The 20501-nt window shown below is 46.8% G+C and carries 17 protein-coding genes and 1 tRNA gene; 9 read left to right on the top strand and 9 right to left on the bottom strand.

Annotation, left to right across the window (positions count from 1 at the left end):
- Positions 1–18: 18 nt before the first annotated feature.
- The 3 genes from TBC1_RS05275 to TBC1_RS05265 are packed head-to-tail and all read right to left on the bottom strand — an operon-like array spanning position 19 to position 1792.
- Positions 19–435, bottom strand: coding sequence for a c-type cytochrome (locus tag TBC1_RS05275; protein WP_062039509.1), 417 nt, complete (start codon positions 433–435; stop codon positions 19–21).
- 41 nt (positions 436–476) lie between these two features.
- Entirely contained in the window at positions 477–1376 is a 900-nt protein-coding gene (locus tag TBC1_RS05270) for a DUF5777 family beta-barrel protein (RefSeq protein ID WP_062039506.1), read from the bottom strand.
- Between the two features lie 32 nt (positions 1377–1408).
- Positions 1409–1792: a hypothetical protein gene (locus tag TBC1_RS05265; protein ID WP_062039504.1), complete on the bottom strand. Its 384-nt coding sequence runs from the start codon at positions 1790–1792 to the stop codon at positions 1409–1411.
- Positions 1793–2002: 210 nt separating this feature from the next.
- On the opposite strand from TBC1_RS05265, the gene TBC1_RS05260 reads away from it, so the two are divergent.
- On the top strand, positions 2003–2695 hold the full coding sequence (locus TBC1_RS05260) for a Crp/Fnr family transcriptional regulator (RefSeq protein ID WP_062039502.1): 693 nt from the start codon (positions 2003–2005) through the stop codon (positions 2693–2695).
- A gap of 33 nt (positions 2696–2728) precedes the next feature.
- Here the strand turns inward: TBC1_RS05260 and TBC1_RS05255 are convergent, their stop codons facing one another.
- Complete coding sequence (locus tag TBC1_RS05255) at positions 2729–4252, bottom strand: vWA domain-containing protein (protein ID WP_062039499.1); 1524 nt, start codon at positions 4250–4252, stop codon at positions 2729–2731.
- A 103-nt stretch (positions 4253–4355) separates the two neighbouring features.
- On the opposite strand from TBC1_RS05255, the gene TBC1_RS05250 reads away from it, so the two are divergent.
- The 3 genes from TBC1_RS05250 to tpx all read left to right on the top strand — a co-directional run bounded on the left by TBC1_RS05250 (position 4356) and on the right by tpx (position 8342).
- On the top strand, positions 4356–7253 hold the full coding sequence (locus TBC1_RS05250; protein WP_172668836.1) for a glycoside hydrolase family 3 N-terminal domain-containing protein: 2898 nt from the start codon (positions 4356–4358) through the stop codon (positions 7251–7253).
- A gap of 2 nt (positions 7254–7255) precedes the next feature.
- A complete protein-coding gene (locus tag TBC1_RS05245) occupies positions 7256–7735 on the top strand; it encodes a glyoxalase superfamily protein (RefSeq protein WP_062039494.1) in 480 nt (159 codons plus the stop codon).
- A gap of 109 nt (positions 7736–7844) precedes the next feature.
- Entirely contained in the window at positions 7845–8342 is a 498-nt protein-coding gene (gene tpx / locus TBC1_RS05240; RefSeq protein WP_062039491.1) for a thiol peroxidase, read from the top strand.
- A gap of 110 nt (positions 8343–8452) precedes the next feature.
- Here tpx and TBC1_RS05235 read toward each other — a convergent pair whose 3' ends face one another.
- Positions 8453–9853, bottom strand: a complete 1401-nt coding sequence (locus TBC1_RS05235; protein WP_082189487.1) for a PQQ-dependent sugar dehydrogenase — start codon at positions 9851–9853, stop codon at positions 8453–8455.
- A 370-nt stretch (positions 9854–10223) separates the two neighbouring features.
- Between TBC1_RS05235 and TBC1_RS05230 the strand changes: the two genes are divergently transcribed.
- The 3 genes from TBC1_RS05230 to TBC1_RS05220 all read left to right on the top strand — a co-directional run bounded on the left by TBC1_RS05230 (position 10224) and on the right by TBC1_RS05220 (position 12942).
- Complete coding sequence (locus TBC1_RS05230) at positions 10224–11036, top strand: hypothetical protein (RefSeq protein WP_062039488.1); 813 nt, start codon at positions 10224–10226, stop codon at positions 11034–11036.
- Between the two features lie 83 nt (positions 11037–11119).
- A tRNA-Leu gene (locus tag TBC1_RS05225) sits at positions 11120–11201 on the top strand.
- Positions 11202–11439: 238 nt separating this feature from the next.
- Complete coding sequence (locus tag TBC1_RS05220) at positions 11440–12942, top strand: IMP dehydrogenase (RefSeq protein ID WP_062039485.1); 1503 nt, start codon at positions 11440–11442, stop codon at positions 12940–12942.
- Positions 12943–12999: 57 nt separating this feature from the next.
- Here TBC1_RS05220 and TBC1_RS05215 read toward each other — a convergent pair whose 3' ends face one another.
- The gene (locus TBC1_RS05215) at positions 13000–13407 is read right to left on the bottom strand and encodes a putative quinol monooxygenase (protein WP_062039482.1); all 408 of its coding nucleotides are present in this window, start codon (positions 13405–13407) and stop codon (positions 13000–13002) included.
- 375 nt (positions 13408–13782) lie between these two features.
- Between TBC1_RS05215 and TBC1_RS05210 the strand changes: the two genes are divergently transcribed.
- On the top strand, positions 13783–14532 hold the full coding sequence (locus TBC1_RS05210; RefSeq protein WP_062039479.1) for a hypothetical protein: 750 nt from the start codon (positions 13783–13785) through the stop codon (positions 14530–14532).
- Positions 14533–14574: 42 nt separating this feature from the next.
- On the opposite strand, the gene msrA is transcribed toward TBC1_RS05210, so the two are convergent.
- Both msrA and TBC1_RS05200 read right to left on the bottom strand, forming a co-directional pair.
- On the bottom strand, positions 14575–15225 hold the full coding sequence (msrA, locus tag TBC1_RS05205) for a peptide-methionine (S)-S-oxide reductase MsrA (RefSeq protein ID WP_062039476.1): 651 nt from the start codon (positions 15223–15225) through the stop codon (positions 14575–14577).
- Positions 15226–15457: 232 nt separating this feature from the next.
- Positions 15458–16807: a PAS domain-containing protein gene (locus tag TBC1_RS05200; RefSeq protein WP_062039473.1), complete on the bottom strand. Its 1350-nt coding sequence runs from the start codon at positions 16805–16807 to the stop codon at positions 15458–15460.
- Between the two features lie 261 nt (positions 16808–17068).
- On the opposite strand from TBC1_RS05200, the gene TBC1_RS05195 reads away from it, so the two are divergent.
- A complete protein-coding gene (locus TBC1_RS05195; protein WP_062039470.1) occupies positions 17069–18970 on the top strand; it encodes a T9SS type A sorting domain-containing protein in 1902 nt (633 codons plus the stop codon).
- On the opposite strand, the gene TBC1_RS05190 is transcribed toward TBC1_RS05195, so the two are convergent.
- On the bottom strand, positions 18960–20480 hold the full coding sequence (locus TBC1_RS05190; protein ID WP_172668835.1) for a phytoene desaturase family protein: 1521 nt from the start codon (positions 20478–20480) through the stop codon (positions 18960–18962). The two genes, TBC1_RS05195 and TBC1_RS05190, sit on opposite strands and share 11 nt — an antisense overlap.
- Between the last annotated feature and the right edge of the window lie 21 nt (positions 20481–20501).

Here is a 20501-nt window from a genome sequence, read left to right as displayed (position 1 = left end):
CAGGCTCCTGATTCAATCCTACTTTTTCATGGTGCGGATGTAGTAAACTACAGCCCAGCGGTCACCTTCGTCGGCAATCTTCTTTTCGAAGTTCGGCATTTCGTCGCGACCAACAAACGACTGGTAGTAGATTTCACCATCAGCCTGATCCTGAAAAGCTTTGGATGAAAAATCACCGGTGCTTGTTTTCAGGTTCCGGGCTTTGGGGCCGTCGCCAAGGCCTTTGGTGCCGTGGCATGAGCGGCAATGCTGGTTGTATAGCTCTTTACCTACGGTATTAATTGAGGGGTCACCAGCCTTAATGGTACTTTTCATGCTTTTGTATTTAGCCGGGATTACCCAGGGTTCGCCTTCCTTTTGGGTCATTGCTGTATTTATGGCTACAAATGCAATTACGGCTACAAAAAGCGTGAGGAGTTTTACGGAGTTTTTCATTTGTTTTGTTTTTAGTTGATTAATTATTGTGTCAGATGTTGTCAGAAATTCCAGAGACGGGTAACATTAAGTCCCAGGATGATATTTCCTTTGAAAAAATTGTTTTTGTTGTAAAGGATATTCTCCTGAGGCAGTATGCCCTGCGAGGATCCCAGATATACGTGAAATGCATGGGTACTGGTGGCGACTTCGAGCCCGATACAGATATTCGGATTCAGAGGGTCAAGCTTATCATTGATTTCCTTGCGGATCTCTGAAATCCCTTGTATTTGTAGCGGGAAATCGCCCGAAACAATCAGAGAACTCTGCGGTGAAAATTTGAAGCGGCCGGCGAAAGAGAGCGCAATCCTGTCGTGATCCACCAGCGAATCGGTGGAGTTGTAATGGGTAAAGGAAGGCGCTATCTGCAAAGAAATCTTTTCATTGAAACGACGTGAAACAATTACCTGTGTAAAATAAGAGAAACGGTTGGTGAACTTGTAGTTTACCCCGAATTTCGAATCGGCACTGCCGTCGATGCCAATCACTTCATAAACTGAAACAGTGACAGGTATCTTGTTCGACCGTGTTTGCTGCAACACATTATATTTAATCTGTATGTCCTGCATCTTGTTGAATTTGGTTGTCCCGATGCCGACCATCAGGTTATCGAGAATGCTGTAGTTTAATCCAAGCCTGATGTTGGAAGGAGCCCATATGCCGTAGAGGTCGGTGATTCCGTTTTCAACGGAACCAAACCGGTGCTGGATAATCATTTCCAGCGTTTTTGAAGGTTGCAGGGTGGTAGTGGCATTGTCAAAAAGCAATCCGCTTTCAAAGGCCGGGCGTGCCGGACGTTCTTTCGGCTTTTCGGTTGTCTCCTCTTCCTGTGCCATTACAACCGTAAAGAGTTGCATGATTATGACGGCTGCCAGCGTAAATATCCTGATGCTGTTTTTCATGGTATGTTTTTGAAGGCTTGATGAATCAGTGATTAGTTATTTTTTGCTCCCTGCTGTATCCAGGCCAGTATAAGTTTGGCCTGATCGGCATTGGAAAACGATTTCATGCTACCGGTTGTAATGCTTGTATAAAGCAAACTGCCTGATGGATTATCGGTATTTATCTGGTTTAGCTGGATCAGGCTGTTATAGGCGCCGGCCGGCGACAGATCCGGCGGAACAGCCCCGGCAGCATGACAGCCGGAGAAATTGCAGCTGGTGTTGAAGATCGGTACGATGTCGGTTGCGAAACTGACCTCGGTGGTTACCGGGGTGCGATCAGGTTCCACAAATTCATATTCGCAGCTGCTTATGAAGGCCGAAAATGCCGGTATCAGCAGTAAGATTGACAGGTTGATCAGTGACCTTTTTTTCATTATTTTATCAGTTAGATTGACAAATCAAAGAAAGTACTTATGTAATTATGATCTGCTGATTAAAAAGTGATATTTTTGTATGCAAACTATTGTTTATATTTGTCAATCAGTTGATTTATATCATCGGATATAATGATCTGGAATATTCAAAACTCAGGAAGAATGGTTCTCCTTCTTTCAATAGGAGTCTGGGCACTTTAAAATTGATTTATGGCGAATTCTGTTGAAGCAAATTGTACGCTTTGTTTGCAGCGGTCAGATATTTTCAGGAATCTGAAGGATAATGAATTGCACTCGGTTAATAGTTGCCGGGTCAGTATAAAATATCATCAGGGCGAGATACTTTTTAAACAGGGATCTCCCTGCCATGATTTTGTTTGCATCACTTCCGGGCTGGTAAAACTCTACCTTGAGAGTGAAAGTGATAAGCGGATTATCATCGGTTTTGCCAAACCTGTGGACTATATATTTGTTCCCGGGGCTTTTACCGACAAGCGGCATCACTTTACGGCAATAGCCTGCGAAGAAACGACGGCCTGCCTGGTGAGCGCCGATGTGTTTCAACAGATCATTGAGAATAATAATTCTTTTTCTTCTTCATTTCTTAATAAAATCAGTGAGCAGGCGATCAGGATGTTTGACCAGCTCTCAAGCTTAACGCATAAGCAGATGCCCGGCCGTATTGCTGATGTACTGCTTTGCCTTTCCCAGAGGATATACAATGCCAATCCTTTCGTTACATCCCTGTCGCGCCAGGATATTGCCGATATGTCGGGAATGACCAAGGAAAGTGCCATCAGGATAATGAAAACATTCAAAGATGATAACCTTATCAGAACCGAAGGGGATTTGATTGAACTGCTGAATATTCCTATGCTGGAGACCATCAGCCGCAATGGGTGATCTCACCCTTCAGGCTCATATACGGTAATCAGTTCAGTATGAGAATAGATTTACATTGCTGGTCCCTCCGGGCAGGATGGTGAAGGTATTTTCAATGCTGTACATGGCCCTTTCGGCATTCTTTGACCGGTAAACCACCCGGTATTTACCGGGTTGCAAGACGAGGGTTTCCTGAAGTACATGTTCGCGAAGGTCGTAAATCCATTCAAGCACATTATTGCGTTCTACGTACAGGCTGCCAAATCCGTTAACACTCTTCCGTATCACGGCAATTCCGGGAAGGGGAATATCTATGGTCGTGGTTTCGCTCTGCCGTATCATTACGTCGTTCATGTAGATTCTGGGCAGGGTCAGGATTTCCAGATCATAACTACCGCAAAGGTATTTTTTGGTGTCGCCGAAGTTCTGCACATTAATGGTGTTTGTTTTTCCGTGCTGCCTTACGATGGCAAACAGATTCTTAACAATGCGGTCGTTTGTACCCATCCTCAGGTCAAGGTAACCCTGGGGGGCACTGATGGTGGCTGTAAGGTGGGTTTGTTGCTTCAGGCTGATGTTCTCGAGGGCCAGGGGAGGGACGGTATGAACAACCAGGTCGTAGGTAATCAGGGGGTCCACCACCAGGGTGTCGGGTAAGCCTTTGTTATTCAATGTGTGAATGAAATTGTATTTCAGCTTTCCTGAAGTGCGGTCATAAAATGACATATTTACATTGGTCTCCGTCGGCTTGTTATGACTGTCGAGCAGGTTAACCTGCATGGTAGTGGATTTGAGCGCCTGAAGGATTACCGTATTCAGCGCTTTCTGAAAAGCAGTTTCACTCGAAGCGTCAAAATATGTTCCTACACAGTTGAACGCTTCCTTGAAATCCCTGCCAATGCCTATGATAAAAGGCTTCATCGCGATCCCGTGCTTCTGAAGTTCGGCTGAAGCAGCACAGGGGTCGCCTCCGCACTCCTCGATGCCGTCGGTAATCAGGATAATGATATTCCGGCAATCGTCGCATGGCGGAAAATCGTTCACTACCTGCTGCAGTGAATAGGCGATGGGTGTGGTTCCCCGTGGTGTCAGTCCCAGAATTTTATTTTTGATACTGGGAATATTACCCGGGGCAAAAGGCACTTCAAGTTTTGTGTCGTAACAATCGGGAGGAGGATAATTCTTCTGGTGTCCGTATACCCTCAGTGCAAGTTCAAGGTTTTTAAATCCCGAGAGGCTGTCGAGCAGGTTTCCCATCAGCTTCTTCGCAATATTGATTTTCATATCGCTCTGCCAGCGGGCATACATGCTTTGAGATGCATCAAATACAAAAAGTATCCTGCTCAACGGTTCAGGCTTTGTTGGCTTATCGGCTTTTTGCGCCTCAAGGGCAAGCGGTAGAATCAGTAAAAGAAGCAAAAGCTTTTTGATCATCGGCGCTTCAGGTAAAAGATAAAAGCGGGTCCTGTCCAGAAAATATTGCCTGATCTGACAAATATATTTTCTGTTGATGCGAAAATAACCCTTTTTGGATATAACCACACCCCCGGACAAAAAAAATGAAAAATTATTTGGCATAAAGAGCGTATTTTTGACGCTACCAACGCGTTGTTATACCATATACCAAATATTGTCGAACCTGATTCTGATCTGTTTCATGCTCCGGAAAATAAAATACACTTTGCTATTACCTGCTCTGGTTTTTCTTGTTTCGATGCAGGCATTGGCTCAACCGCGAATGAAAGAACAATGGGCCGATTCGGTGATGAATAGCCTTACTCCCGATGAGCGCATTGCCCAGCTGTTGATGATAAGGGCCTATTCAAACAGGGATGAAAAATATTACAATGAGTTGACAGCCCTCGTCAGTGAAAAAAATATCGGAGGGGTTTGCTTTTTTCAGGGAGGTCCGGTGCGTCAGGCCATTGTGACAAACCGGCTGCAAAGAGCAGTTAAAACGCCTTTGTTTGTGGCCCTTGATGCGGAATGGGGGCCGGGCATGCGGCTCGACAGTGTTTTCAATTTTCCCAAACAGATGACCCTCGGGGCGATTACCGATAACAGCCTGATTTATGATATGGGAACGGAAATTGCCCGGCAATTGCAAAGGCTTGGTGTGCATATCAATTTTGCACCGGTTGCCGATATCAACAACAATCCCCTGAATCCGGTGATTAATGCACGCTCTTTTGGTGAAGAAAGGATGAATGTTGCAGAAAAGTCCTATTGGTATATGAAAGGGATGCAGGATCAGGGCCTCATCGCCGTGGCCAAGCATTTTCCCGGTCACGGGGACACGGGCAATGATTCGCACTATACCCTGCCAGTCATAGATAAACCCCGCTCCGTGATCGATACCCTGGAGCTTTTCCCATTCTCCTATCTGATCGACAGGGGTTTAAAGGGTATGATGATCGCCCATTTGCGGGTGCCTTCCATAGATACTGCTGCAGGATCAATCTCATCCCTCTCAAAACCGGTGATTTCCGGGCTGCTGCGTGAAAAAATGGGTTTTACGGGCATGGTGATCACCGATGGCATGGATATGAAGGGGCTTACCGATTTTGTAAATCCTGCACTTGCTGAAGTTATGGCTCTTGATGCAGGCAACGACATCCTGCTGCTGCCTGTGGATGCACGCATGGCCCTGGCCAATATCCGCAAAGCCATCGACAGTGGGCTGATCAGTCAGCAAATGATTGATGAAAAATGCAGACGGGTTTTACAATGGAAGTTTGAATCAGGGCTTGCCGGAAATAACAGGATTCACCTGGATAACCTTTCCGGAGATCTGAATTCTTCATTTGCCAGGCTTACCACTGCCGGGGCCAATGCCGCGGCCATCACTCTGGTAAGCGATCGTGACGGAATGATTCCGCTCAGAAGCCTGGATACCTTCAGGATTGCCAGCCTGGTTATCGGAGACTTGAGCCTGACGCCATTTCAGTCCCGATTGTCCGACTATGCCCCGGTTGATCATTTTAATTTGAGCAAAGATCCTTCGGTACAGGAAAGGGATTCCATTATGCAGTTGCTTGAGCCATATAATCTGGTGGTCACCGGATTTGTACAGACAAGCGATCTGCCGCAGAAAAACTTCGGAATTGGCAGGCAGGGTGCATGGCTGATTGATTCATTAGCAGCATGTAAAAAGATTATTCTCAACATCTTTACCAGCCCATACAGCCTGGCTACCTTTAATCAGATTGAAAAAATGGCTTCGGTCCTGATTGCCTATCAGGACAATGCCATGATGCAGGAACTGACTGCCCAGGCGATTTTCGGTGGATCGGCCATAACCGGAAAGCTTCCGGTTGCCGCCACTGCTATGTGGCCGGCAGGTTCTGGTCTGCTGCAACCGGAAATTACACGGGTTGCTTTCAGTCAGCCTGAAGCAGCAGGAGTTTCTTCTGACAAACTCAGGGAGATCGACAGCATAGTGGCGGAAAGTATCCGCGATAATGCATTCCCCGGTGCACAGGTGGTGATCATTCGCAAGGGCAGGGTTATCTACCGTAAGGCTTTTGGCAGTCAGGTTTATGACTCTGATATCCCTCTGCGTAACGATGACCTTTACGATCTGGCATCACTGACCAAAATTCTGGCAACCACCCTGACTACCATGAAACTTACCGGTGACGGACTGCTAGATCCCGACCGCAGGCTAAGCCGCTATTATCCTGAATTAAGGCATTCTGATAAGAATCAATTGATTATCAGAGAGATACTTGCGCATCAGGCAAAACTTCAGCCATTTATTCCTTTCTGGAAATCTGTGATGGAACAGGATTCATTAAAATCTGAACTGTTTGGCCGGCACTTCAGTATTGAATATACACACAGGGTAGCCGATGCGCTTTATCTGCGCGACGATTATCCCGCCGTAATCGTTGATTCAATAATCCGGAGTCCGTTGCTGCCGAAAACGGAATTTAAATACAGCGATCTTGGATTTATTTTATTGGGTAAAGCTTTTGAGGAAATCACACAGCAGCCGTTCAGCAGTTACGTTCAAAGGCAGTTTTACCGTAAACTGGGTCTGCGCACCATGGGCTTTCATCCGCGCAACCGGTTCAGCATCAGCCGGATTGCACCCACGGAACTGGATATGGTTTTCAGGAAGCAGCTGATTCATGGCGACGTTCATGATCAGACGGCAGCCCTTCTGGGGGGCGTTGCCGGCCATGCCGGTCTTTTTTCTGATGCCCTGGATGTAGCCATCATCATGCAGATGTTGTTGCGTAATGGATATTATGGAGGTGATACCCTTCTGGAAGCGGAAGTCATCAGAGATTTTACCGGGGTGCAGTTTGTAATTGATAAGAACCGGAGAGGCGCAGGATTTGATAAGCCCGCCCTTATCAAAGGGGATCCTTCGCCAGCCTGCGCATCAGCTTCTCCGCGAAGTTTTGGCCACAGCGGTTTTACAGGGACGTATGCCTGGGCAGATCCTGATCAGGACCTTGTATATGTTTTCCTGAGCAACAGGGTGTTTCCGGATGCTGGAAACAACAAAATAAGCCGGCTTAACATACGTACCCGGATTCATGAAGTAATTTACCAGGCAATTACTGATTGACCATGAAAGTAAAATTTATTTGCCCGCTGTTTGTGGTGCGTGATATGGATGTTTCGCGGAAGTTCTACGAAAACATGCTCGGGCAGGAAGTTGAGCATGATTTCGGAGAGAATATTTCATTCAGGGGAGGTTTTGCCATCCACCTGATGTCACATTATGCATCCCTGACGGGGCAGAATGATATCATTTTCAACAGCAATAATGCCGAACTTTACTTCGAAAGCGTTGAAATAGCTGCATTAAGAGATGCTTTAACCGGGAGCGGTGTCCGCTTCATTCATGATATCCGTGAGCAGCCGTGGAGGCAGCAGGTTATGCGCTTTTATGATCCGGACGGTCATATTATCGAAGTCGGGGAGCCGCTCGGATGCACTGCCCGGCGACTTTCCGGGTCAGGAATGGATGCACGGCAGATCAGCGAGGCTATGGGCGTGCCTCAGCAGGCCATCGATACCTGGCTCCAGGGTCAGCCAACGCAATAGCCTTTATTTTATGCTGCATTCAATTGTTTTTTTATGCCGGGGGTGAACCACTTCCCATCAGGATTGTTTGATTGTCCGACAAGAAACGTTTAACAAAAAAAATATATTTATGGCTTCTATTACACTGGGCGGTAATCCCGTTTCAACTATTGGCAATCTTCCGGCTGTCGGAACAAAGGCACCCGCTTTTGAACTTACCGGTGCCGATTTGGGTAAAGTAACTTCTTCTGATTTTAAAGGTAAAAAGGTTGTGCTTAACATCTTTCCAAGTCTTGATACGGGTGTTTGCGCAGCATCCGTAAGACAGTTCAACGCCGCTGCCGCGAGACTTGAGAATACTGTTGTGGTATGCGTTTCAAAAGACCTTCCTTTTGCACACAAGCGGTTTTGTGTTGCGGAGGGCATCGAAAAGGTGGTGACTGCATCTGATTTCCGTGAAGGCAATTTTGGAAAGGATTACGGACTTACCATTGCTGAAGGGCCTTTCTCCGGACTTCATTCAAGGGCAGTGGTTGTACTCGATGAAAACGGCATCGTCAGGTATACCGAGCAGGTTCCGGAGATCGCTCAGGAGCCTGATTATGAATCTGCATTGAAAGCGCTCTGAGAATTCTGCTTCCGTTAATCGTACTGAAATTATTTTTGTTTCAGTGTTTTGTGTTTCCCGCAGCTTTGGTGTCTTCAATGACATTTGATCAGGCTCCGGGATACACTTTTTTACATCACCAGAAAAGGTGTTGAAACCGTTTGGTTTTCCGAGTTGATTCTCAGAATATAATAACCGGGTATGAAGTGAACTGTTGAAATGCTGAATGACGGTGCGGCAGCCTTTCCGGAGGCTATAATGGCTCCTGCTGTATTAAGGATAAAGTATTCCCCGGCAGATTTTAATCCTTTCCATTTAACCTGGCCTGTTCCGTTGATGGGATTCGGGATGACTTTAAGCCGGCTGTCTTCAATGTTTGCAACGTTGTCGCTGGTGGGAGAAACGACCCTGATTTCTATAATCCGGTCATCGCCGGGCCGTGGCGAGCCCCTGCCGTCGCGGTTACTTACAGCGAGGTAGATTTTTCCGTCTGGACTGACACACACATCCCTGAGGCGACCCCAATAACCATCGAACCAGTTCTCGGCGCTCACCACCGACAGGCCGTCGGTGCTGAGTTTCAGGCTTACCAGTTTTGAAGCCTTGAGCGAGGTCATTAGTATGGAGTGTTGCCATTGCGGGATGGCAGGATGATTGTAATAATCAATGCCGGCAACGGCAAGGGTGGGCGTCCAGGCATAAAGCGGCTCTCTTACGTTATTTTCCTGACAAAATGTGATTTCTGCGGGCAGATCGCAGAAGCCTGCCACTGCCGGCCAGCCGTAATTCCGGCCTTCTTCAAGCAGGTTGAACTCATCATCGTTATTCGGGCCGTGTTCCGATCCGTAAAGCAGTCCTTCCGGCGAAAAGACCAGTCCCTGTGTGTTGCGTAAGCCCGAGGCCCAGATATAGCTTCCGGCCACGGGATTGTCGGCGGGTATGCTGCCGTCAGGGTTGATTCTCAGGATCTTTCCCGCCAGAGAGTTGGGATTCTGGGAATTTGATGTGAATCCGGCATCACCCGTCGACATGTACAGCTTGCCGTCAGGGCCGAATACCAGCCGCGAGCCGTTGTGGTAGGAATTAGCCGGTATGTTGTTGATCAGGGTGATTCCGTCGGTGAGTGTGCTGCCATTCCATACATAACGCACCAGCCGTTCCTTCACAAATTCACCTGAAGCATAGTTGTAGACCAGGTATACCCATGGTTGTCCTTCAAATTCAGGGTGGAGCACCATGCCCAGAAGCCCGGCCTCGCCATATTCCAGCACATCCTGGATGGTGAGAATAACAGTACTTTCACCTGTAAGCGGATTGAACCTGCTGACTTTGCCTGATCGTTCAGTAAACCAGAGATAACCGTCAGGTCCGTATAGCAGTTCCCAGGGGGTGTCAATGCCGGAAAGCACAGTGGTGGTATCTACAGCGGTGGAACCAATATACAACTGACTTTCCGATTCTTTGGTGCAGGCCATGGAAAGCAATGCAATCACCGATATTATGATCAGGTTGGATTTATTGTGTTTATGCATAAGCTGTTGTTTGTAAAATTAAACAGGATTTTTGCGAAAAGGTTGAGCAGTCAGGCCGGCAGTCTATACATTTTAAAGCAGAATCTATAATGTTGCTGAAGTTATGATGCATTCACCCGGTCTGAATATCAGGATGCCAGGTTTTGTGATGCTATAAAAATAATAGTTGCAGCCATGCCCTGAGAGGCCCGGCTGATAAGGAAATATTAAGGGCAATTGATGTTCTTTTTCATTGTAAGACGGTTAATTCATTTACATTTGTTTATTATTTCATAAAGCCATATAATATATGCGGTTATCCCTCTCCCTCTTTTTATCCCTGTTTATCCTTTTGTTATCTACCTCATGTAATAAAGAAGATCCGGAGCCCATGAAGAAGTTCGGTGAAGGGCTGAGGCTGAAAACCGTTATTCATGGCGAAGCCCTGGATTTCCGCTCCGAAATCGAATATGATGACAACCGTATAACGGGCATTTATACATACTATGGTGATGAAATGACAGAGAAATGTCTCATCAGCTATTCTGAGGATACTGTTGCCAGGCGTTATTACAGTTTACATGAAAATGAATGGATACCCGTAAGCAATGACGAAATCATGACCATGCTTCATGGTAAGATCCGGGATTATGTATTCCGGACCGATGGTTTCGCGCACAGTTTCCGGTACTTTATCTGGAATGGCTCCCTCCTGAAACAGTGTGATGTAATCGAACGGATTTCGCACAATTCACCGCCTGAATTAAGAAACCGCCTCATATATAGCTACTCCGGTGAAAAGTTGGTTTCAATGCAGGTCCTCCTGTCTGATTCAACCTTATATGTTACTGAAGAAATCGGCTATGAGGATGGTTTTCCGGCGCAGTTTTCAATGGTTCATGCAAATGGCAATCTGATGGCTAAAGCCAAACTTGAGTATTCCGGTGCCGGTTTGGTAAAAATATCAGGCTACGAAGTGATCAATGGCAATGCCGGTGCGGTAAATGCCGTGGAGGAATATATTTATGACCGGCAAAACCTGACGATAACCAAAAAATATACTGCAGGGGACGATACTTACATCCGGAAATACGTTTACGAGGAAGGTGAAGGAAATTACAACGCTTTATGGATGCCGGTTGCCGGCTGGTTTTCCTGTTATTTCTTTCCGGAAGGCATTTACAGTCATATTCTGAAGGATTAGCTGATTTATAACCCGGCGTGGTTGATCTGTTTTAAAACGCATTATTGATGTCAATGCAAAAAGTTGTATCTTTGCCCCCGCTTGCGGATGTGGCGTAATTGGTAGCCGCGCCAGACTTAGGATCTGGTGCCGAGAGGCGTGGGGGTTCGAGTCCCTTCATCCGCACAAAGCAAATTTGTATTGATTATCAATTAGTTAATAATTGCAACAATCAAAATCTCAATCAGCCCGCTTCAGCGGGTTTTTTGTTTCCGTATGTTTCATTGGTTTCACTGGCAGGTCCGGTCCCGTGCCAGCCAGCGCCTGAATAAGCAGATCCGGTATATTTCTTTGGTGAAAGTGCCTGTGTCTGCCCGTATCTGACAGCTTTTTCTTTAGCTTTGCAGTTCCTTAGATCACTATTATGGCACAGATTATCAACGATATTTCAAGGACTTTCAATGAGTACCTGCTGATACCGGGACTCACCACGAAGGAATGCACGCCCGGTGCAATCAGCCTGAAAACACCCCTGGTGAAGTTCAGAAAAGGGGAACGGCCGGATATCAGCCTGAATGTTCCGCTGGTTTCGGCCATTATGCAGTCTGTTTCGGATTCAAATATGGCCATTGCACTGGCCCGGAACGGGGGTCTGTCGTTTATTTTTGGCTCCCAGCCAATTGAAGAGCAGGCTGAAATGGTCAGAAAGGTGAAGAAATTTAAGGCGGGTTTCGTAGTAAGTGATGCCAACCTGACTCCTGAACATACCCTTGCAGATGTACTTGAACTGAAGGAAAGAACGGGGTTCTCGACCATTGCCGTAACCCATAACGGCAAAGCGGACGGCAGGTTGCTGGGCATGGTCACCAGCAGGGATTACCGTCCCGGAAAGGACAGCCAGGATAAGAAGGTGAGGGACTTTATGACGCCTTTTGAGAAGCTGATCACCGGAAAGCACGGTATCAGTCTTGAAGAAGCCAATGACATTATCTGGGACAATAAAATCAATACCCTTCCGGTGATTGATGAAAACCAGTGCATGAAATATTTTGTGTTCAGAAAAGACTACGACAATCACAAGAACAATCCGAACGAACTACTCGATACCCACAAACGGCTGCTGGTAGGTGCAGGCATCAACACCCGTGATTACGCAGCACGTATCCCCAGGCTTGTTGAAGCGGGTGTGGATGTGTTGTGTATTGATTCCTCCGATGGATTTTCGGAGTATCAGAAGGAAACCATTGGTTTTGTAAAGGAAAACTACGGTCCTGACGTGAAGATCGGGGCCGGCAATGTAGTGGATGCCGACGGATTTAATTATCTGGCTGAAGCGGGTGCCGACTTTATCAAGGTCGGGATTGGCGGAGGATCCATCTGCATTACGCGCGAACAGAAGGGGATAGGCAGGGGGCAAGCCACCGCCCTGATAGAAGTTGCCAAAGCCCGCGATGCCTATTATGCGCGAACCGGTGAATACATTCCCATCTGTTCCGACGGAGGGATAGTGCAGGATTACCATATGGTGCTGGCTTTGGCCATGGGCGCCGATTTTCTGATGATGGGCCGCTATTTTGCCCGTTTCGATGAGAGCCCGACCAAGAAACTGATGGTTGGCGGTAACTATGTGAAAGAATACTGGGGCGAAGGCTCTAACCGTGCCAGAAACTGGCAGCGGTACGATATGGGTGGCAATGCTTCATTGAAATTTGAAGAAGGCGTGGACAGCTATGTGCCTTACGCCGGAAAGCTCAAAGATAACCTGGATATAACCCTGGGAAAAATCAAATCCACCATGTGCAGCTGCGGAGCCTTATCGATTCAGGAATTGAAGCAGGTAGCTAAAATCACGATGGTTTCTTCCACCAGTATTATAGAAGGTGGCGCACACGATGTGATTCTGAAGGAAACGCAGCGCGATAGCTAGTTAAATGCTTGAATTCTGCAGGACTGGACCGGGAAGATAATTTCCGGATTATGGGAGTTATTCTGCAGCAAATTTCTTCTCAATCTTCCACCCGGTAATTTCAGGCGGACCAATCAGGTAAGCTCGTGATGCAATTATAAAATCCTGCAGATGGGTCGTCTTCATGTGATCACCGTAGTAGTATGCCTCATTGCTCCACTCTTCGTAAAGCATGATTACTGAAGGGTCATTTTTATCCGTCAGTATGGTGATGCTCACAAAGTTGGGCTCAGTTTTTACCGCCTCTATCAGCTTTGTCAAACCGGCAACTGCTTCTTTGCTTTTCAATGGTTGAGTCTTGTATTTTACAAGCACAACCAGATGCTGGTCACTTGATTTGCTGGTGACATCCTGTGAATGACCCTGAAAAGTGAAATTCAGGAAAAAAGAAAGAACGGCAATAAATACGGGTGCTGAGGTTTTCATAGTTCGCTTATTTGATTGACAACTGGAAAATCAGGGTTAATTTGTAGTTCAATAAAATTGAACTGATTGAACAGAAGGTAAATAACGCAGCTTTTCGGGTAAATGCAATAGTTCACATCGGCAGGCCGGGAGATTTCGGCCGGCAGATTTATTATAACAAGTAGTTTTGGAAAATGATTTTAATATGTGTTTTTTATGCTTAATTCCCCGTTGTAATCAATTTTGAGGATCAAAAATACCTGATACAGCATTAAATGTTTTTTTAATCATGCTCATTAATTGGATTTTGCCAATTAGCTGATTACTTTTGTTCCCTGCACTTTTTCTGGTAGTGCTTGTTGCTTATTTTCAATTTAATTTAAGAAAGCGAATATTATGGCAGATACACTCATGAATAATGACAATGAACTGTCAATCAACCCCTCCAACTGGAGAGGGATATACCGCACAGGTGCAATTGCGGCTTTGGCCATACTGCCGTTCGGAATAATGGACATTCTGATTACTTTTTTACCGGGAGGGGTAACTCCTGATCCGGGAGAAGGTTCCGTCAAGGATTGGATTGGTTTGTTTCAGCGCGATTCTTTGCTGGCGTTGCGGGGGTTGGGGCTTCTGAACATATTCACCCTTGTGTTGGGAATCCCGGTTTTTTATGCGCTTTATGCCGCACACAGAAGGTTGAGCAAGCCAATCGCCCTGTTTGCGCTTATGCTGTTTTTGACGGGTGCCGCAATCTATATTGCCCGGAATCCGGCTTTCCCCATGCAAACGCTGGCCACAAAATATACCCTGGCAACCACTGACTATCAGCGCTCACTGCTCTCGGCGGCAGGGGAGGCCATTCTGGCGGGCAGCGAAGATTTTACAAGCGGATCATTTATGGGGTTCTTCTTTATCAATATTGCAGGAATCCTTATGTCATCGGTAATTATGATGAACCGCCGCTTCAGCGCCATCACGGGATGGGCCGGTTTTGTGGGATTTATCTGCATGCTGATCTACAGCGCATGGGCCTCATTTATTCCCTTTTTCTACAGCGGCGCATTGGTGCTGGGAATCCTCGGCGGTTTGCTTACCCTTTCATGGTATGTGCTTGTGGCCCAGAAGCTGCTGAAACTGGGATGATTTCTTCCTGCCGTTGAGAGTTTTAGCCCGGGATTTCTCTGCTCAGGGTTTCCTGACCTTATCCTTAAATACCTTTCTGAATTTATCCAGTTTCGGGACGATCACGTACGTGCAGTAGGGAGCCTGGCTGTTCCTGTTATAATAGTCATGATGGTAGGACTCTGCCGGGTAGAAAGCCTTAAAGGGACTGATTTCCGTTACTATCGGATTTGTCCACGCGCCGCTGCTGTCGAGTCTGGCCTTATAGGTTTCAGCCAGCTGACGCTGCTGCTCATTGTGATAGAAGATCACCGAACGGTACTGGGTGCCGACATCGGCCCCCTGGCGGTTGAGTGTGGTAGGGTCGTGGGTTGACCAGAAAACTTCAAGTAACTCTTCAAATGAAATAATATCAGGGTTATAGCTAACCTGAATCACTTCGGCATGCCCGGTAGCTCCTGAAGATACCTGCTCGTAGGTCGGATTGGCGCGGGCGCCTCCGGAGTATCCCGGCTCTACCTTGATTACACCTTTGAGCAGTTGAAAAATGGCTTCGCTGCACCAGAAGCAACCTGAGCCAAAGGTTGCGGTTTCAGTTTTCTCGGGCTGGGTCATCATCTCTTTTTCCGGTATATCATAAGTCGCTGCATGGCAGGATGTTAATAATAAACTGTTAAACGAAAACAGAAGGATTGAGAGTCTTGTGATGTTCATGCCGGATAAACAAATTTTCAACGTGCATGTTCAATGCCGGCCTGTTGAGATAGCTGGGAAAGAGTTGTTATCCCCCGGGCTTTCATTCAAATACCAGCTGGTTTCAAAGGATTTAGTTTGCCGGGATGAATGCAGTGACTGGTGGCTGTAATCTAGCAAATAACAGCGTGCTCAGCGCATTATTTTTCAGGTAAGTGTTTCGGGGATTGTTTTCCGGAGCGTTTCGGCATGGCTAAATTACAGGCCTGGCTTCTGTTTGCCGGGCTACATAAAGTTGGCCCAGCAGATTCCCGTTGCAATCGAGGAGTCTGGTAATGCCGGCATCTACCCTTATACAGGTTCCGTTAGGCAGTTCCTGACTGATGCTGCCTTTCATAAAACCGTCAGTGTAAAAAAGCTCTTGCTGACGCGCTTCATCGTGTGGGTCATCCCAGCGGCTTCTGATCAGCTCATCGGCGATCTTTCCGATGGCATCCTGCTCATTTACGGCATATATAGTCTCGGCAGCCTTGTTCCAGTAAGTGATGATGCCTTTGTGGTCGGTGGCATAAACAGCGTCACTGATCTGTGATAAAATGGCTGCATGAAAAGCATTCAGGTTCTCGGAATTTCTCCGCCGGATCATATCATTCAGAAGCCGCTCGTGGCTGAATACATTCATTACCATCTGCTGCAGGCTTGCCAGGTCCTTGTCTCTGTATCTTACCATTTTCAGGTACCCGGGGTCATTGAATTTTATGGCCAGGGTAAACATCCTGAGTGGCCACATGTAATAGCGTTTGAGATAAACCGTGATGAAAAGGACAAATACTGTAGCACAGATGACGAGGAACCAGATGAAATATTTCCGGTAATCATTCAATGAATTCAGGATTTCTGATGGTTTTTCAAGCCAGAGCGAAGCAACCGGGATATTTCTCCATCCAAACAAGGGAAGTTGTGTAATCACTTTACCTTCGCTGATGGTTTGTGTAAGCGGAAGGGCCAAAGGTTCCCTCATCAGTTTGGCATTGCCCTGAATCTGATATGACAATTCATCCGCTGATACCGGGAACCCGGCGAAGAGTAATCCGCTTGCCGGATCACCGCTTATGCCCGGATACCATGGTATATCAATCACAGCGATACGGGTAAGGGTGTCGTTGATCCATTCGTGATATCTGGTGATCAGGCCGTCGCTGCGGAATTTTCGGAATGCTTCGGGGTCTGTTGGGAGTGCCCTGAGTATCCCTGCACTGGCCTTCGGGAAAGTGGCAATGGGGATAAGTGCTGAATCCGTTACTACAATAAAAGAAATGGGATAGGTTTCAAAAAGCTGCCTGAATTGCTCCGGATCGTTGTTTGCCAGCAAAACTCTTGGTGACAATCCATCCGTTCCGGCCAGGTTTTTAAGCAGTTTATCGTGCTGGCGGGCATTAACTTCGAATGTGAGCCGCAAAGCGTTTGACTCGCTCACGGCCTGGGTTTCGGAAACAATGCGGTGTGCTACCCGGGTTTGTACGATAATTCCTGTAACCAGTATGGCACTGACAAGGGTGGTGATGACAATAAGCAGGGTAATTTTATTCTGGATAATCCTCATACAGCGATGTTCTTGAGTAGTATTTCAGCAGGCAGTGTGGTAGTTTTACATTAATTTAATCTTGGATTCCTGCTTTTGTAATATCAGAATTTGTTTTTTTTCATGTCTGGCCGATTATTTTTACGTTATATGCCCGGATATAACTGAAGTTACTGCGTTTCTGAATTTGAATTCCGATGACTTCTTTATATGGTATTCATGGCAAAGACAATAATGTTTATTTTCGTATCGTAAAAATTGGTGCTACCATTTGCCATCTGTATGAAAAAAAGCATTTGCTTCCTGATATTTTTCCTGGGGTTCATCCACATTTCATTCTTTACCTCCGCTCAGCAGAGTGCTGGCGGGATTCCTGCCGGGCTGAAGGAATTGAAGAATCATACCGAATTACCGGTATTGAGGGTGAATGGTCCGGATGTCATGGAGCTGTTGCGGGAAGATGAAAACAGGGAGCCATTTACGCCTGAGCGCATGGGAGTGAGTATTCCTGTTGACCTTACAATGCGGAATGCCGGTAACTGGATCAGGCTGGACAACGGCGACAGGCTATGGCGATTGAAACTTCAGTCAGCATCAGCTGCCGGACTGGGTTTGTATTTCAGGAATTTCCATCTTGCACCGGGAGCCACTCTTTTCGTTTATTCCGAAGACGGAAGCCACGTGATCGGGGCATTTACATCCGGTAATAACCGGCACGACGGTTTTTTTGCCACCGAAGTGGTAAAGGGCGATTGCATCATTATTGAGTTTCTTGAACCTGCCGGGATGGTGGGTAATTCTGATTTCACCATTGAAGAAATTCTATTTGTTTACCGTCCGATGATTTTCCCCGGAGACCGTCCGGGAATGGAGGACCGCTCCGGCAGTTGTCAGGTAAATACCGCTTGCAGCGAAGGCGATGAATGGCGCGATCAGATCAGAAGTGTTGTCAGGATACAGATTAAAAACGGATTTGTTGCATACTGGTGTACCGGCACCATAATGAATAACACTGCAGCTGATTATTTTCCCTATGTGCTGACTGCCGACCATTGTGCCAAAAGTCCGGGCGGAAGCTATGCGTCAGCTGAAGATGTTTCAAAATGGTTATTTTATTTCAGGTATGAGACTGTTGATTGCGAAAATGCATCTGTAGAAGCAAACAAGTCCCTGCTGGGGGCGCGTAAAATCGCCAGCAGTTCTCCGCTGGATAACAACGGCAGTGATTTTTATCTGGTGTTGTTGAACGAAAGTATTCCGCCGGCCTATGAGCCTTTCTATGCAGGATGGGATATTACCGGAAGCCTCAGCCCCTCAGGAGTCAGTATTCACCATCCGTCAGGGGATGTAAAAAAGATATCAACCTACCTCAATCCGCTTACTAACAGCCAGTGGGGCACTAATCCCGGAACTCATTATAAGGTAATCTGGAATGCTACTGCCAACGGGCATGGTACCACCGAAGGCGGGTCCTCGGGTTCTCCGCTTTTCGACAACAAAGGCTGCGTGATTGGTCAGCTTACCGGAGGAGAATCAGGATGCTATAACCTCAGCGGGCCGGATTATTACGGGAAAATGTCATTTTCCTGGCTTTCAAACGGCAGTGCTGACAGTGTAAGATTGAAGCCATGGCTCGATCCCGTTAACAGCGGGTTGAATTCCATCAATGGATCCTATAATGAAAAACAGGTAATTGCCAGGTTTCTTGCCGATACTACGGTGATTGCAGTAGGATCTCTCTTAAAGTTTTCGGATTTGTCGATGGGCAATCCCATAAGCTGGGTGTGGGAATTTGAGGGTGGTGAACCTGCTTTATCCACATCTGCCGACCCGGGCGAAATCAGGTATAATACTTTAGGCCTTTTTAACGTCAAGCTTTCGGTGACCAACGCGTTTGGCGCCGACAGCCTCATCAGGGAAAAATACATCCGGGTGGTGCCTGAAGTTTTTCCGAATCCGGCCCTGGATGAATTCCATATTCTGCTGGGCAGGTATTCAACTGATCCGGCTGAAATCCGTGTATATAATGCTCAGGGCCAGCTGCTGTTTCAAAAAGTAAACACATCAATCAACCGGAAATTTATCAGTGTCGATTGTTCACGCTGGCCGGCAGGTACGTACCTGGTTGAAGTCAGGAGCCTGGCAGATGTTTATTCACGAAAACTACTCAAAATTAAACGCTGACCGGTCTGTTCGTGAATTTCTGTCCGCTTTTGCGGCATATCAGTTGCGCAACGCCTCTTCCGCACATCAGCGCGGTAGGGAGTCCGCCTCCCGGTGCTGTCCATTGACCGGCCATATAGAATTTTTCCAGTCCCGGTAAGGTCATTGGCAACTGCCTGAATAATCCCAGCCTGGGTGTCATAATCCAACCTTCGAAGCTTCCTTTCCAGTTATTGGTGTACCTGACTACGGTGGCCGGCGTTGACAGGTCGCTCATCTCAAGATGCAGCGCCAGTGGGCCAAGCCTCACTTCCATGGCCTCGGTCAATTCACGGGTTATGCGTTCTTTCTCCGCTTTGTATTTTCTGAAGTCGTTCATCCGCAAATCACTCCAGTAAGCTTCACCGTTTGAAGTGATCATTGCTGTAAGCAGAGTTTTCCCGGCAGGGGCAAGGGTGGGATCGAAACTGTGTACCCTTAAGGAAATATCTCTGATGATGTTTCCCGGCTCCAGTTCAACGGGGGCGCTCAGCGGGAAGATCAGGCTTGACGCTTCGGTTTCCAATACCCGGTTAATGCCCAGGGAAAGCTGAAAATAAGAAGGAAATGTAAGTTCCTTCTCATAGAACTTCCTGGTATTTGGGTCAGTAAATTGACCTTCCAGCATTTCGAAAAGCGTATTGTACCCGTCGGCAGCAGAGATTACATAATCTGCATTGAAGGTTTCAGCGCTTTCATTCATCACTCCGTGAGCCAGTTTTTTTCCGTCACTTTTCCTTGTAAGAATTTTTCTGATCCGGCTGTTGTAGTGAATCTTACCACCCAGCTCATGGTACTTTTTCTCTATAAGGCGCGAAAAATGCAAAGACCCGCCTACCGGGTATCCTGCAATCTTGTTATGCATCCAGGCTGTAGTTATCATTACGAACACAACGCTCATTTCCGGTACAAAGAGATTCCCTAATGTCTTTTTAAGCAAGGGGTTTTTACATCTTCCGGCAAAAGATGCTATGGAAACTTTTGACCATTTATTCAGCAGGGGCAAATAGGGACCAAAATGAACCAGTGCGCTTAATCCATCGGCAAGCGTATAAAGTTCACGTGGTTTTCCCAATGGCATCTTCAGTTTGCTGAACTTTCGCGCTGCACCGATATAATCACTGATCACCGCCTTGTCCTCCGGAGCTTTTTCCAGCAGTTCGGTTTCAAGCTTGTCAATATTGTTGTAGAAATTTATATAGTTCCCTTTGCCATCTTCGAAGCGGAAAAAGACCTCATGGTCATAAATTTCAAGTTTCTCCATATCGATCAGTTCATTCCATGCGTCGTAGAATCCGGAACCCGGACGTGATCCGACCAGCCAGTGGATGCAGCCGTCAATATGATATCCTTTCCTGTCCCAACTGGTACAAAGGCCGCCGGGCTGGTTGTGGAGTTCAAAGATCTCGGTTTCGAAACCGTTCATCTGCAGGTAACAACCGGCAGACATTCCGCTGATCCCCGCACCTATGATGATTACTTTTTTTGCCATATTTTGGTTTTTGTGGTTTCT

The sequence above is a fragment of the Lentimicrobium saccharophilum genome, assembly GCF_001192835.1.
In the GTDB taxonomy this organism is placed as follows: domain Bacteria; phylum Bacteroidota; class Bacteroidia; order Bacteroidales; family Lentimicrobiaceae; genus Lentimicrobium; species Lentimicrobium saccharophilum.
Note: the sequence above shows the minus strand (reverse complement) of the source record. Positions and strands in the feature narration are given on the sequence as shown.

What these genes read in the sequence shown, in the direction of transcription:
- TBC1_RS05275 (WP_062039509.1), bottom strand. Translation starts at nt 435, where the DNA reads ATGAAAAACTCCGTAAAACTCCTCACGCTTTTTGTAGCCGTAATTGCA.
- TBC1_RS05270 (WP_062039506.1), bottom strand. Translation starts at nt 1,376, where the DNA reads ATGAAAAACAGCATCAGGATATTTACGCTGGCAGCCGTCATAATCATG.
- TBC1_RS05265 (WP_062039504.1), bottom strand. Translation starts at nt 1,792, where the DNA reads ATGAAAAAAAGGTCACTGATCAACCTGTCAATCTTACTGCTGATACCG.
- TBC1_RS05260 (WP_062039502.1), top strand. Translation starts at nt 2,003, where the DNA reads ATGGCGAATTCTGTTGAAGCAAATTGTACGCTTTGTTTGCAGCGGTCA.
- TBC1_RS05255 (WP_062039499.1), bottom strand. Translation starts at nt 4,252, where the DNA reads ATGCCAAATAATTTTTCATTTTTTTTGTCCGGGGGTGTGGTTATATCC.
- TBC1_RS05245 (WP_062039494.1), top strand. Translation starts at nt 7,256, where the DNA reads ATGAAAGTAAAATTTATTTGCCCGCTGTTTGTGGTGCGTGATATGGAT.
- tpx (WP_062039491.1), top strand. Translation starts at nt 7,845, where the DNA reads ATGGCTTCTATTACACTGGGCGGTAATCCCGTTTCAACTATTGGCAAT.
- TBC1_RS05235 (WP_082189487.1), bottom strand. Translation starts at nt 9,853, where the DNA reads ATGCATAAACACAATAAATCCAACCTGATCATAATATCGGTGATTGCA.
- TBC1_RS05230 (WP_062039488.1), top strand. Translation starts at nt 10,224, where the DNA reads ATGAAGAAGTTCGGTGAAGGGCTGAGGCTGAAAACCGTTATTCATGGC.
- TBC1_RS05220 (WP_062039485.1), top strand. Translation starts at nt 11,440, where the DNA reads ATGGCACAGATTATCAACGATATTTCAAGGACTTTCAATGAGTACCTG.
- TBC1_RS05215 (WP_062039482.1), bottom strand. Translation starts at nt 13,407, where the DNA reads ATGAAAACCTCAGCACCCGTATTTATTGCCGTTCTTTCTTTTTTCCTG.
- TBC1_RS05210 (WP_062039479.1), top strand. Translation starts at nt 13,783, where the DNA reads ATGGCAGATACACTCATGAATAATGACAATGAACTGTCAATCAACCCC.
- msrA (WP_062039476.1), bottom strand. Translation starts at nt 15,225, where the DNA reads ATGAACATCACAAGACTCTCAATCCTTCTGTTTTCGTTTAACAGTTTA.
- TBC1_RS05200 (WP_062039473.1), bottom strand. Translation starts at nt 16,807, where the DNA reads ATGAGGATTATCCAGAATAAAATTACCCTGCTTATTGTCATCACCACC.
- TBC1_RS05195 (WP_062039470.1), top strand. Translation starts at nt 17,069, where the DNA reads ATGAAAAAAAGCATTTGCTTCCTGATATTTTTCCTGGGGTTCATCCAC.
- TBC1_RS05190 (WP_172668835.1), bottom strand. Translation starts at nt 20,480, where the DNA reads ATGGCAAAAAAAGTAATCATCATAGGTGCGGGGATCAGCGGAATGTCT.